Genomic DNA, 13,051 nt, shown 5'->3' on the forward strand with positions numbered 1-13,051 from the left:
GGTCATTCAACCTGTAGGGGCAGCACAAGGCTGCGCCTACAGGTTTTTTGCGTTGCTGTAGAAATGTCCGATAAAACCAATAAAAGGAAGTTGATCGTGGCCGCTGAAATCCAAGACAGCCGCTCCGCCCGCTTTGCCCTGCGCTGCTCCAACTGGGCCGAACGCTGGTTCCCTGATTCCTGGGTATTCGCTGCCCTGGCCGTCGTACTGGTGTGCGTGGGGGCCCTTGCCATGGGCGCCAAACCGACCGACACCGCCAAGGCCTTTGGTGATGGCTTCTGGAGCCTGATCCCGTTCACCATGCAGATGGCATTCGTGGTCATCGGCGGCTACGTGGTGGCCAGCTCACCGCCTGCCGCGCGGCTGATCGACCGTTTGGCACGCATTCCCAAGAACGGCCGCTCGGCCGTGTGCTGGGTGGCGCTGATCTCGATGCTGGCCTCGTTGCTCAACTGGGGCCTGTCGCTGGTGTTCGGTGGCTTGCTGGTGCGCGCCCTGGCTCGGCGCAGCGACCTGAACATGGATTACCGTGCAGCCGGTGCTGCGGCTTACCTGGGCCTTGGCGCGGTATGGGCATTGGGCCTGTCGTCTTCGGCGGCGCAATTGCAGGCCAACCCGGCCAGTTTGCCACCGTCGATTCTGTCGATCACCGGGGTGATTCCGTTCACCGAGACCATCTTCCTCTGGCAGTCCGGCGTCCTGCTGGCGGCGTTGGTGATCGTGTCGCTGGTGGTGGCTTATGCCACCGCACCAGGCCCTAGCAGTGCCCGTACCGCGCAACAATGCGGTGTCGACCCAAGCTTTACCGCGCCGCCACCGGCCCAGCGCAGCCGGCCCGGTGAGTGGCTGGAGTACAGCCCCATCCTGACCTTGCTGCTGGTAGCCCTGGCCGGTGGCTGGCTGTATCAGGAGTTCGCCACCAAGCCCGCCATCACGGCCATCTCCGGGCTGAACACCTATAACTTCCTGTTCATCATGCTGGGTGCCCTGTTGCACTGGCGCCCGCGCAGCTTCCTCGATGCGGTGGCCCGCGCGGTGCCGACCACCACCGGGGTGCTGATCCAGTTCCCGCTGTATGGCTCGATTGCGGCGGTCCTCACCCAGGTCAAAGGGGTGGACGAACAGACGCTGGCCCATCACATCTCCACCTTCTTCGTGCAGATCGCCTCCCACGACACCTACGCGGTGCTGATGGGGGTGTACTCGGCTGTGCTCGGCTTCTTCATCCCTTCGGGCGGTGGCAAGTGGATCATCGAGGCGCCCTACGTGATGCTGGTGGCCAATGACTTGCAATACCACCTGGGCTGGGCGGTGCAGATCTACAACGCCGCCGAGGCGCTGCCAAACCTGATCAACCCGTTTTACATGCTGCCGTTGTTGGGGGTACTGGGCCTCAAGGCGCGCGACCTGATCGGCTTCTCGTTCGTGCAGTTGCTGGTGCATGCGCCCCTGGTGCTGGTGCTGCTGTGGGCACTGGGCACGACCTTGCAGTACGTGCCGCCCGTGATGCCGTGAGAATTTGCCCGGTCAAGGCCAGCATTTCGCGCGCACTCCACGTATCATCGGTGTGCGCGAGCCTTGCATCTGCCTTCGCCTGGGAAACTGCTTCACATGTCGATCCGATTGAAACTGCTGAGAAAGAAACTGGGTATCACCCTGGAAGTGCTGGCCGACAAGACCGGCATGACCAAAAGCTACCTGTCCAAAGTCGAGCGCGGCTTGAACACGCCGTCGATCGCTGCCGCGCTGAAACTGGCGCGGGCGCTGAACGTCAATGTCGAAGAGCTGTTCGCTGAAGAACACGCCGCGCAGAGCCGTTACAGCCTGGTGCGCCACGCTGAACGCCAGGCGCTGGTGGGCGACGGCGAAGGGCCAGGCTATGCGGCGCTGACCAGCCAGGTAGGGCAGCGCAGCCTGCTGCCGTTTCTGATTCAGCCGCCCACCGAGTTCAGTGACCCGACGTTCAAGGAACACCAGGGCGAGGAGTTTCTGTTCGTCCATGCCGGGCAGGTTGAGGTCGATTTCATGAACGAACGGGTGCTGCTGGAGCAGGGCGACGCCTTGCATTTCAACGCCCAGACACCTCACCGCTTGCGTTCAGTCGGGCCGCGCCCGGCGCAGTTGCTGGTGGTGGTACACGACAACGGCGAATGAGGGCAGGGCGATGATCGAGGTGTCGCGGTTCTGGCGCGATCCAGCATTGCCCTTCGTCGAGGCTCGGCGGGTCGGGGACGGGCGCCAGGTGTGTTATGCCGCCCATTCCCATGAGAGCTTTTCCATCGGCGCCATCACCGGTGGGCGCAGCACCTACCTGAGCGCTGACAGCCGGATCGAAGTCAGCGCGGGCACCACGGTGCTGATGAACCCAGGGGTGGTGCACACCTGCAACCCCATCGAGGGCGAGGCCTGGTCCTACCTGATGCTGTTCGTTGACGTAGCGTGGTTGCAGAGGCTCGGCTTCCAGTTGCCGGCGCAGGTTGCCAGTACCTCGCCGGCCCTCTACAGCGCCTTGCTGCAGGTGTTTGCCGACCTGTTCGACGAAAACCTGGGTGATCGCGAAGCCCGGCTTGCGGCGTTCTTCCAGAGGCTGTCGAGCGCGCTGGGTGGCGAGCCTGGGGCACCCAAGCCGGATCATCCTCGGCTGGAAGCCGCCGCGGCCTTCATCCGCGCACACCGTACCGACCCGCTAGACCTTGAAGACATCTGCCAAGCCTGCGGCTTGTCCCGCGCCTACCTGATCCGCGCGTTTCGCCAGCGTTTTGGGCTAACGCCCCACGACTACCTGCTTGACCAGCGTGTGCAGTGCGCGCGCGCGCAACTGCGCCAGGGCAGTTCGATTGCCGACGCGGCCCTGGCAGCAGGCTTCGCCGACCAGGCGCACCTGCAGCGTGCCTTCAAGCGGCATTTGGCTGCGACGCCGGGGCATTATCGCAGCAGGTAAACCGCGCTGCCCACCAGCAATAAGGCCAGCCCTCGGTTCAACAAGCGCATACGCCGTGGGTTGCCCAGGCATTGGCGAATCACACTGCCAGCCCATGCCCAACTGGCCACCGAGACGAAACAGATCGGCCCATAGATCCAGGTGAACAACCACAACAGTTGTTGGTCGCCCCCTGTGTAGGCGCCGACACCTGCCACCGCCGCCAACCACGCCTTGGGGTTGAGCCACTGCATGGCCGCGCCCTGCCAGGCAGACGGGGCGGGCTGTGCATGATCGCTGCCCAAGCGGCCATCGTCGCGGGCCAGCTTCCACGCCATGTACAGCAAAAACGCGATACCTCCCCCGTGCAGCAGCACCCCCAGCAGTGGCCAGCGCAACAGCAGTTCATGCAGGCCCAGCCCGACCAGTACCAGCAACAGGCAGAAACCCAGCGTGGCCCCGGCCACGTGCGCCAGGCTTGCGCGCAAACCATGCCGGGCACCGCTGCCCAGGGCGACGATGTTGACTGGGCCAGGGGAAATCGAGGCGGCCAGCGCAAAGGCGGCCATGGACAAAGACAGGCTCATGGGTGTAATCCAGGTGGTGGAAGTTGACGCTATTCTTCAGGCGCAGGGCGTCAGCTGTATTGAATGAAAGTCCCCTGTTACAGGTTTTGTAATAGTTTCTCACTGTCAGAAAAACAGGCTGTGATTGTAGGATCTCTTACCCAATTTCTATTCAGGTACCTATGAGCACCTTCGCGGAACCCCCCTGTCCTTGGCCTTCTCGGCCACCTTTTACCTGTCCTTGTGACGCTTCCCTCGTGAGTACCCGCTAATGGAATGGCTAGCCGACCCCACGGCCTGGCTAGGCCTGTTGACGCTTATCGTCCTCGAGCTGGTGCTGGGTATCGACAACCTTGTGTTCATCGCCATCCTGGCCGATAAACTGCCGCCGCATCAGCGTGACCGTGCGCGGATCATCGGTTTGAGCCTGGCGCTGATCATGCGCCTGGGCCTGTTGGCAAGTATCTCGTGGATGGTGACGCTGACCGCGCCGCTGTTCGAGGTATTCGGCAAGAGCTTCTCGGGCCGTGACCTGATCATGCTGTTCGGCGGTGTGTTCCTGCTGTTCAAGGCCACCATGGAGCTGCACGAACGGCTTGAAGGGCATGTCACCCAGGCCAGCGGTGCGGTCCGTCACGCGGCGTTCTGGCCGATCGTCGCGCAGATCGTGGTGCTTGATGCGGTGTTCTCGCTGGACGCTGTGATCACGGCCGTGGGCATGGTCGAGCAGCTGTCGATCATGATGATCGCGGTGATCTTCTCGATCGGCATCATGATTGTCGCCAGCAAGCCGCTGACCCGCTTCGTCAACGCCCACCCGACTGTGATCATGCTGTGCCTGGGCTTCCTGATGATGATCGGTTTCAGCCTGACCGCCGAAGGCCTGGGCTTCCATATCCCGAAAGGCTACCTGTATGCGGCCATCGGCTTCTCGATCCTTATCGAGGTGTTCAACCAGCTGGCCCGTGCGCGCCGCAAGCGCAGCCTGCAGCAGCACAAGCCGCTGCGTGAGCGCACGGCCCATGCGGTATTGCGCCTGCTGGGCGGCCGTCGGGTCGAGGCTGACGAGGTAGGGGAAGAAATCGCCGACCTGGTCGAGGGCGGTGGTGAAGAGGTGCTGTTCGACCGCCGTGAGCGGGTGATGATCAGCGGTGTGCTGAACCTTGCCGAGCGGCCGATCCGCACGGTGATGACCGCGCGCACCGAGGTCGATGTGATTGACTTGGCGCTGCCGGCCGCAGCCATTACCGAAGCCTTGGCCAATTCGCCGTACTCGCGCCTGCCGCTGATCCGCGACGGCCGCATCGATGAACCACTGGGCTTCGTGCACAAGAAGGAGCTGCTCAAGGAATTGCTGTCAGGCAGCCAGCCAGACCTGGAGCGCATGGCCCGGGCGCCGTTGAACCTGCTGGAAAGCTTCAGCATCCTCAACGCCCTTGAGCAGATGCGCGGTCAATCGACCCATATTGCCTTCGTGGTCAACGAATTCGGTGACTTCACCGGCCTGTTGACCATGACCGATATCCTCGAGTCGATCGCCGGTGAGCTGCCGGATGCGAGTGAGGTAGAAGGGCCGGGTATCGTCGAAGAGGGAGATGGCTTTGTCGTCAGCGGTGCCCTTAACCTCAGCCAGGTGCAGGCGCGTACCGGTTTCAGCGCGCGTGCTACCGAGGACTACCAGACCCTCGCGGGCCTGGTGATGAGCTTGCTGGACCGCCTGCCTATGGTGGGGGATCGCCTGGCCTGGAATGGCTGGACGCTGACCGTGGAGGCGGTTGAGGAGCGGCGCGTGCGCCAGGTGCGGCTTATACCGAGCGGCGACGCTGACGCAGCAGGTGCTTGAAGCCTTCGAGCACCAGCACCAGCACTGCGGCCCAGATCGGCAGGTAGGTCAGCCACTGATCCGGGCCAATGCTCTCACCCAGCAGCAGGGCCACGCCCACCAGCAATACCGGCTCGACGTAGCTGAGCAGGCCAAACAGGCTGAACGGCAACAGGCGGCTGGCCAACACGTAGGCGATCAGGGCCGATGCGCTGATCGCCCCCAGTACCGGGATCAAGGCGTAAAGGCCGGGGTGCATCTGCAGGTCCGCAGGTGACAACGGCCCCTGGATCACGAAGTACAGGGCCCACGGCAACAGCAGGCACATGTCGCACCACAAACCGCCCAGGTGGTCGGTGCGGCAGCGTCGGCGCAGCACGAAGTAGATCGGGTAACCGATCATCACCACCAAGGTTTCCCAGGCGAAGCTGCCATGTTGGTACAGCTCGTGCCCGACACCCAGCGCAGCGCAGCACACGGCGATTTTCTGCAAGTGCGACAGGCGCTCGCCGTAGACCAGGCGCCCGGTCAAGACCATGGTCAGTGGCAGCAGGAAGTAGCCCATCGAGACCTCCAGGCTACGCCCGTGCAACGGCGCCCAGAGGAACAGCCACAGTTGCACCCCCATCAGCCAGGACGTACCGACCATCCCCAGCAGCAGCACCGGGGTGCGCCGTACCCGCCCCAGCAGCTCACCGACACGTTGCCAGTCCTTCGAAACCAGCATGAACAGCGTCAGGCAAGGCAGCGTCAGCAGCGTACGCCAGCCAAAGATTTCCTCACCATCGAGCGGCGTGAGCAGGGAGGTATAGAAGTACATCACGGCGAACAAGCACGACGCCATGACTGATGAAAGGATGCCTTTTGACACGAATGCCTCGAATGGGAGAGTTGGGCGGCTGGATCAGCCGCGCATGATCTCAGGGGGCGCGTCCTGCGGCAACCGCGAGACGCCTTGGCGAGCGGCCAGCGCTTCGAGGAACGCCTCAGCCGGCATGGGCTTGGCGAACAGGTAGCCTTGCTGGAAGTCGACGTTATGCCGGGCCAGGTAGTCGCGCTGGGTCTCGGTTTCGACGCCTTCGGCGACGATGCCCAGGCCCAGTTTGCCCGACAGCTCGATAATGGTGTCGAGGATGTGCAACGACAATGCGTCACCCCCAACCATGGCAACGAAGCTTTGGTCGATCTTCAGGTAATCGACCTTGAACTGGCGCAGGTAGTTGAGGCTCGACTGGCCAGTGCCGAAATCGTCCAACGCAATCATCACGCCCATTTCATGCAGCTTCTCGAACAGGTCAAGGGTCACCGGCGTGGCTTCGATCAGCTTGCGCTCGGTCAGTTCCAGGGTCAGCGCCACACGGCCTGGCGGAAAGTGCTGAAGAAAGGTCCGGCAATCGTCGAGCAGGCTCAGGTCGCGGCAATGGTCAGCGGTGATGTTGATGCCAATGTGGAAGCCATCCTCCAGCAGCGCGGCATACGGCGCCAGGCTCTGTGCGGTATGCAGCATCAGCGCGCGGGTCATGGCGACGATCTGGCCGCTGTGCTCGGCGTAGGGGATGAACAGATCGGGGCGCACCAGGCCTTCGCGGGGGTGGTTCCAGCGCATCAGCACTTCGGCACCGGCCCACTGGTAATCCCCCTTGCGTACCACCGGCTGAAAGTACGGCAGAAACTCGTCGGCCTCCAGGGCGCGCTGCAGTTCGACGCGCGGCGAAGTGGCGCGGCGGACTTGCCAGTGGCACACCGCCCCGGCTACCGCGCCGAGTATCAGCAGCAGGCTAAGCAGGGCGGGGTAATGGCTGAGTAGCAGTTGGCCTTGCTTGTCGGCGCCATAGCCGCCGTACACGCTGAACGGGTAGCGGGTTGAGCTCAACGTCACCGCGGCAGTCGCTGCCGTGGGCGGTGAGCCTTCGTGGACAGCACCGTCCTTGCCCATCCAATCCTTACCGACGCGGATCTGCAGCGTTTCGTCCGGGCCGATCAGGCGCAGTGCCGTGAGCAAGTGGTCGCCATCGACGGTAGTGATCGCGCCACGATCGCCGTCGCTGGCCCGATACACCAGCAGGGCATGGCCCGGCGTTACCGAGTTGCCATCCATCAACCACAGCGTGCCGTTGGCGTAGTCGCCAGCGTCGACGGCCTCATCGAACTCACCGAACAGCGAGGAGCAATAGAGCGTGTTGTGCTGGAACAGGTTGGTGGAGCGCACAAAGGCATTACGCGTGACCTGGCCGCGCAGGGCCAGTTGCACCTGCGCGCACGGGTCGCCTGCCAACGGCAGCAGCGCTTGTGCCGTACTGGACGCCGTGTCGAGAATACGCTCGACATGGTCGATCACCTGAGCGGCAGTGGCATGGCTGTTGGCATGCAGTTCACGGTCAATCTGCCAATTCATCACCCCCAGGCCGCAGGCTACCGGGAGCACGCCGATCGCCCAAGGCAGCAGGGTGCGCCAACTCCAGCCGGCGCGGCTTTTACGGGTGAGGGGCATACTGGCCTAATCTGTTGAAGAGAACGTGCAGAGGATAGCCGTTTGTCGGGGGCACGGGCGAACTAAAGCGCGACAAACCAATTTACGCACTGTAGAATCCAGTTACGAATACAACAATAAGGTTCTCCACATTCGGGAGAATCAAGCCCGCCGAGAATGGGTCCATATGACAAACCATGGGTTCAAACTGATCATTGGTGGCTTCCTCGCTCGCAGCGTGCGTGGCATCCCGTGCTCACCGCCTGTTCTGTTCTACATCCCCGGAAATCACTAATTTTTCGCTGTAGATGAGGACAAGAACATGGCTGATATTTTCGAAAATCCAATGGGCCTGATGGGCTTCGAGTTCATCGAGCTGGCATCGCCGACCCCTGGCGTGCTCGAGCCGGTTTTCCAGATACTCGGTTTCACCAAGGTCGCCACCCACCGCTCCAAAGACGTGCACCTGTACCGTCAGGGCGGCATCAACCTTATTCTGAACAACGAACCCAAGAGCATCGCCTCGTATTTTGCCGCCGAACACGGCCCGTCGGTCTGTGGCATGGCGTTCCGCGTTCGCAATGCTCACGAAGCCTATGCCCGCGCCCTGGAACTGGGCGCTCAGCCGGTCGAAATCGAAACCGGCCCGATGGAGCTGCGCCTGCCCGCGATCAAGGGTATCGGTGGCGCGCCGCTGTACCTGATCGACCGCTTTGAAGAAGGCAGCTCGATCTACGACATCGATTTCAATTTCATCGAAGGCGTAGACCGCAACCCGGTGGGCGCGGGCCTGAAGATCATCGATCACCTGACCCATAACGTTTACCGTGGGCGGATGGCCTACTGGGCCGGGTTCTACGAGAAGCTGTTCAACTTCCGCGAGATCCGCTACTTCGATATCAAGGGTGAGTACACCGGCCTGACCTCGCGTGCCATGACCGCACCCGATGGCATGATCCGCATCCCGCTCAACGAAGAATCGTCCAAGGGCGCCGGGCAGATCGAAGAGTTCCTGATGCAGTTCAACGGCGAAGGCATTCAGCACGTGGCCTTCCTGACCGACGACCTGCTCAAGACCTGGGATGCCCTGAAGGGCATCGGCATGCGCTTCATGACCCCGCCGCCGCAGACCTACTACGAGATGCTCGAAGAGCGCCTGCCAGGCCACGGTGAACCTGTCGACCAACTGCAAGCGCGCGGCATCCTGCTCGATGGCGCTGCAGAGCAGGGCGACAAGCGTTTGCTGCTTCAGATCTTCTCGGAGACCTTGCTTGGGCCGGTATTCTTCGAGTTCATCCAGCGCAAGGGTGATGATGGCTTTGGCGAAGGTAACTTCAAGGCCCTGTTCGAATCCATCGAACGGGACCAGGTTCGCCGCGGTGTATTGAGTACCGATTGATAGGTGCTGGTACCGCCGTCATGCCGCTTCGGCGGCGGTACCACGCTTGTTGCGACGCGCCCTGAACAAACCCCAGTAGACGATCGAGCCGGTCACGATGCCTACCAGTACCAGCGAGGGCAGGACCTGCAACATCGATTGGCGGATTTCTTGCGCCGTATAGCCTCTGGCATAACCGCCCCTCACCGCATACCCATACCTCTCGGAGAGCGCCCTTTGGGCATACTCGGACTGCGAAGGCCGATGCGGTTCGCGGCTGTCTCCATGGCTCCAGATGTACTGGTCGCCGAACTCCAGAAGCAGTGTCAGGCCATCCTGAAAAGCCCGCAGTTCGTTGCGCAGTTCAGTGGCATAGCCTGTCACGATCACGCTCGGGTTGTTGCCCGGTTCCTGAAAGTGGGTCACCAGCGTAGCGGGTAATGCTGGCGAATCGAGCGCGAGTTCAACCTGTTGCCCGGATTGAGCGAAGGCCGAAAGATGGTCGAGGGAGTCCGAGTGGGTGCTGCAGTACGCTTCCTGGTCGCGCACCAAGGTCAACGAGCGTAGCAAGGGGTCACGGGCTACCTGCTCCTGCAGGGTGCTGTGGACTTCGGCGCACGCCTTGCCTGCAACAGGCTGGGCGAGGATAACGGTGCTTTGCATGCGGTCCAGCACTTTATCGATGGTGAATACCGCTTCCTGCACGGAGATCTGTGCATTTTCTTCGAGCTTTTTCTCCAGCTGAAACACCATGACCAGCAACCCGGACACCACCGGCACCAGCCCAATGGCCATGATGAGCAGCAATTCCAGCAAACTGCGCCCGGCATGCATGATTTTCGACATAGGCTATTGTTCTCCAGTCTGAGGTTGCCCGTGGTGGGCAGGTAGTCTGGGAGCCTATGTAATCAATTGCGTGTCGGATGTAGTCCGCGTGCGGCCTGCGCTTCGAGAAATGAAGTAATCAGGCGTAAGCCGTCACTTTGCTTCGAGTCTTGCGAGTACCTTTTCAGCCAACGTTGCAGTGGAATCTGGGTTTTGCCCAGTAATCAGCCGATCGTCGCTCACCACGTAAGGTTTCCACGGGTCATCGTGCTTGCTGTAAATACCGCCCCTGGCAACCAGTTCGTTTTCGGTGAGAAAAGGCACAACCTTGTCCAGTTCCACCAGTTGTTCCTCGATGTTGGAAAAACCGGTGACCTGACGGTCTTTCAGCAGCAGGCTGTTGTCACTGAGCTTGATGTTCAAAAGGCCGACAACGCCGTGGCAAACGGCCGCCACAACGCCTTTATTCTCGTAGATCTTGCGCGCAAGTTCTTGCAGCGGCTGGTCATTGGCAAAGTCGTACATGACCCCGTGCCCACCGGTGTAATAGATGACGCTATAGTCGTCAGCCTTGACCAGCCCCGGGCTGAGTGTGGCACCCAGACGTGTCATGAAGTCCTTGTCGTCGTACCACTTCCAGTCCAGGTCAGGTGCCATTTGCAGGCTGTGCGGGTCGATCGGCACATAGCCGCCGCTGGGGCTGACATAATCGACGTCGTAGCCGGCCTTCTCGACTTTTTCGACAAAATGCACGGCCTCGCCCAACCACAGCCCGGTTGCCCGTTTGAGGGTCGGGTACTTGGCCGTATTGGTCAGCACTACCAGCATCTTCTTCTTGCTCATGACCACACTCCCATCGGCAACCTAAAGGGACCGCTATTCCATGGCTCAGTGGAAAACCTAATCAGCATAGCTGCCACCTGCCGGTACGCCATAAATGCAGCGCATGCTGTGCTAACGTGAACAACGTCGCCACCCATCAGCCATTGGAGTCATGAGATTGGTCGCAAACGGTACTCCGCGCGAGGCTGAGCCGCAGGTCATGCTGCTGGCGCCCAACCCAGCATCAGCTGATCCCATGGGCGAACGCATTGCCCAATTCGATTGGGGCCGTACTTCGCTGGGGCCGCTGCCACGCTGGCCGGCCTCGCTGCGCATTGCCGTCGACATGATGCAAGTGTCGCCATTCCCGTGTGCGGTGGTGTGGGGGGCGGACCTGAGCGTGGTCCATAACGACGCCTATCGGATGCTCCGGGGCGATGGCCAGGACGCATTGGGGCAGGCGTTCGACGTGCTCTGGAACGATGCCTGGCAGGGCATGGGGCCCTGGGTGTTCAAGGCCCTCGAAGGCCGTTCGAGTTTCGTCGAAGACCCGCCGCTACGCATCGAGCGCGGCAACGTCAACGACCCCTTGTGGTGTGCCCTCGGCTACTCGCCGATTCGGGATGAGCAGGGTGGCGTTGCGGGTTTTCTACACACGGTCATCGAAACCAAGGCCAGTGTCGAGGCGCACCATCATTGGCGCGAGCAGGCGACGGCCTTTGAAAAACAGCTTGAGCGCTACATGGCCGATCGGGATCAAATCTGGCGATTGTCCCGTGATGCCATGATGATCGTTACTCGCGAGCTGACGCTGCACGCGGCCAACCCCGCTTGGCACCGCATCCTGGGCTGGAGTGAGGCGTTGGTACAGAACATGTCGATACTGGAGCTGATCCACCCAGCGGACCGCGCTGAAGTGCAGGTGGCGGTCTCCAGCTTTGTGCAGGGTCAGGAGGCTGAGCAGATCGATATCCGCCTGCGCCACCAGGACGGCCACTACCGCTGGTTTAGCTGGTCCGCTACATTCGATGGCAACTTACTGACCGCCGTCGGCCGCGACATCACCGCAGACCGCGAAGAAGCCACACGCCAGTCCGAGGCCTTGTTGCGCAACAGTGAGCGTTTGGAGGTGGTTGGCCAACTGGCAGGCGGCATGGCCCATGAAATGAACAACTTGCTGTCAGGCATCGGTGGCAGCCTCGAGTTGTTGCAACGCCGCTTGCTACAAGGGCGCCTGGAGCGCATTGAGACCTATGTGGAACTGGCGCGAGACTCTGTGCAACGGGCCATGAACCTCACCCACCGGCTGTTGGCGTTTTCCAGCAACCAGCCGCTGGATGCCAGGCCACTTAATGTCAACCGACAGCTGTCTCTGATCGAGCCCTTGCTGCAGCAGGCGCTGGGCGCGGAAATGAGCCTGCAGTGGGAGCTGGACGTCACCCCCTGGGCTGTCAGCGTCGATGTCACCCAGTTTGAAAATGCCTTGATCAACCTGTGCGCGAATGCCCGTGAAGCGTGCCTTGAGCGCGGCAGTGTCTGGATCAGAACGGTCAACGAACGCTTGGCGACGCATTTCCCGGATGAGAACGGGCTGCCACCTGGCGACTATGTGGCCTTGCATGTCGAGGATGACGGCCACGGGATGTCGGCCGCTGAGGTCGCCAAGGCCTTTGAACCCTTCTTCACGACCAAACCACTGGGACGGGGATCGGGGCTTGGCCTGCCGATGGTCTATGGCTTTGTCGGGCAGTCGGGTGGCTATGTGTGGATCGAGTCGACCCAAGGCCAAGGGACAAAAGTCTCCATGCTGTTTCCGCGTAGCCTGGCGCCGGTTCCGGAAGAGCCACTGGTATGCCTGCCAAGCGTTAATCGCGCGCAAGGCCAGCGCGTGTTGTTGATCGATGACGAACTCAACCTGCGTGCACTGATGCGCGAGTTTCTCATCGAACGCGGGTTTGCCATCTGTGACGTTCAAGATGCCAATTCAGCGCTGGATCGCTTCCGCCATGACGGGCCTTTTGATCTGGTAATCACGGATATCGGTTTGCCGGGCGGGTTTAGCGGGCGGCAAGTCGCCAAGGCAATCCGCATGATCGTGCCGTCGCAGAAGATTTTGTTCATCACCGGCTACACCGACCAGCCGATCGAAGCCCAACTGCTCGATCAGCCGGGCACCGCATTGATGCTCAAGCCGTTCGCGCTGGAGCACTTAGCGAACCAGGCTTTGCACATGCTAGACGGTTGAACC

The 13,051-nt window shown here is 61.5% G+C and carries 11 protein-coding genes; 6 read left to right on the top strand and 5 right to left on the bottom strand.

Annotated elements, in window-relative coordinates; translation table 11 throughout:
• Window positions 1-63: 63 nt before the first annotated feature.
• The 3 genes from HU764_RS10950 (at window position 64) to HU764_RS10960 (ending at window position 2,941) form a co-directional block, all read left to right on the top strand.
• Window positions 64-1,515 (top strand): short-chain fatty acid transporter, encoded by a 1,452-nt coding sequence (locus HU764_RS10950; RefSeq protein WP_172960356.1) that lies wholly within the window; start codon window positions 64-66, stop codon window positions 1,513-1,515.
• A gap of 96 nt (window positions 1,516-1,611) precedes the next feature.
• Window positions 1,612-2,154 carry a helix-turn-helix domain-containing protein gene (locus tag HU764_RS10955; protein ID WP_186703773.1) on the top strand — a complete coding sequence of 181 codons (543 nt, stop codon included), beginning with the start codon at window positions 1,612-1,614 and terminating at the stop codon, window positions 2,152-2,154.
• A gap of 10 nt (window positions 2,155-2,164) precedes the next feature.
• A complete protein-coding gene (locus HU764_RS10960; RefSeq protein WP_186703772.1) occupies window positions 2,165-2,941 on the top strand; it encodes an AraC family transcriptional regulator in 777 nt (258 codons plus the stop codon).
• Here HU764_RS10960 and HU764_RS10965 read toward each other — a convergent pair.
• Window positions 2,926-3,507, bottom strand: a complete 582-nt coding sequence (locus HU764_RS10965) for a LysE family translocator (RefSeq protein ID WP_186703771.1) — start codon at window positions 3,505-3,507, stop codon at window positions 2,926-2,928. The genes HU764_RS10960 and HU764_RS10965 overlap by 16 nt on opposite strands.
• A 250-nt stretch (window positions 3,508-3,757) precedes the next feature.
• Here HU764_RS10965 and HU764_RS10970 point away from each other — a divergent pair, with 250 nt between their 5' ends.
• The gene (locus tag HU764_RS10970) at window positions 3,758-5,329 is read left to right on the top strand and encodes a TerC family protein (RefSeq protein ID WP_027593426.1); all 1,572 of its coding nucleotides are present in this window, start codon (window positions 3,758-3,760) and stop codon (window positions 5,327-5,329) included.
• On the opposite strand, the gene rarD is transcribed toward HU764_RS10970, so the two are convergent.
• A complete protein-coding gene (gene rarD / locus HU764_RS10975) occupies window positions 5,292-6,179 on the bottom strand; it encodes an EamA family transporter RarD (protein WP_099454293.1) in 888 nt (295 codons plus the stop codon). The two genes, HU764_RS10970 and rarD, sit on opposite strands and share 38 nt — an antisense overlap.
• 33 nt (window positions 6,180-6,212) lie before the next feature.
• A complete protein-coding gene (locus tag HU764_RS10980) occupies window positions 6,213-7,799 on the bottom strand; it encodes an EAL domain-containing protein (RefSeq protein WP_186678161.1) in 1,587 nt (528 codons plus the stop codon).
• Window positions 7,800-8,100: 301 nt separating this feature from the next.
• Between HU764_RS10980 and hppD the strand changes: the two genes are divergently transcribed.
• Window positions 8,101-9,177 carry a 4-hydroxyphenylpyruvate dioxygenase gene (gene hppD, locus HU764_RS10985; protein WP_027593423.1) on the top strand — a complete coding sequence of 359 codons (1,077 nt, stop codon included), beginning with the start codon at window positions 8,101-8,103 and terminating at the stop codon, window positions 9,175-9,177.
• Between the two features lie 18 nt (window positions 9,178-9,195).
• On the opposite strand, the gene HU764_RS10990 is transcribed toward hppD, so the two are convergent.
• Together HU764_RS10990 and HU764_RS10995 are read right to left on the bottom strand one after the other, a co-directional pair.
• Window positions 9,196-10,002, bottom strand: a complete 807-nt coding sequence (locus HU764_RS10990; RefSeq protein ID WP_186678164.1) for a CSS-motif domain-containing protein — start codon at window positions 10,000-10,002, stop codon at window positions 9,196-9,198.
• A gap of 132 nt (window positions 10,003-10,134) precedes the next feature.
• Entirely contained in the window at window positions 10,135-10,824 is a 690-nt protein-coding gene (locus HU764_RS10995; protein ID WP_186703770.1) for a type 1 glutamine amidotransferase domain-containing protein, read from the bottom strand.
• Between the two features lie 151 nt (window positions 10,825-10,975).
• Here HU764_RS10995 and HU764_RS11000 point away from each other — a divergent pair, with 151 nt between their 5' ends.
• Window positions 10,976-13,048, top strand: coding sequence for a hybrid sensor histidine kinase/response regulator (locus tag HU764_RS11000; RefSeq protein WP_186703769.1), 2,073 nt, complete (start codon window positions 10,976-10,978; stop codon window positions 13,046-13,048).
• The last annotated feature ends 3 nt before the right edge of the window (window positions 13,049-13,051 follow it).

It is taken from the genome of Pseudomonas kermanshahensis (assembly GCF_014269205.2).
In the GTDB taxonomy this organism is placed as follows: Bacteria; Pseudomonadota; Gammaproteobacteria; order Pseudomonadales; family Pseudomonadaceae; genus Aquipseudomonas; species Aquipseudomonas kermanshahensis.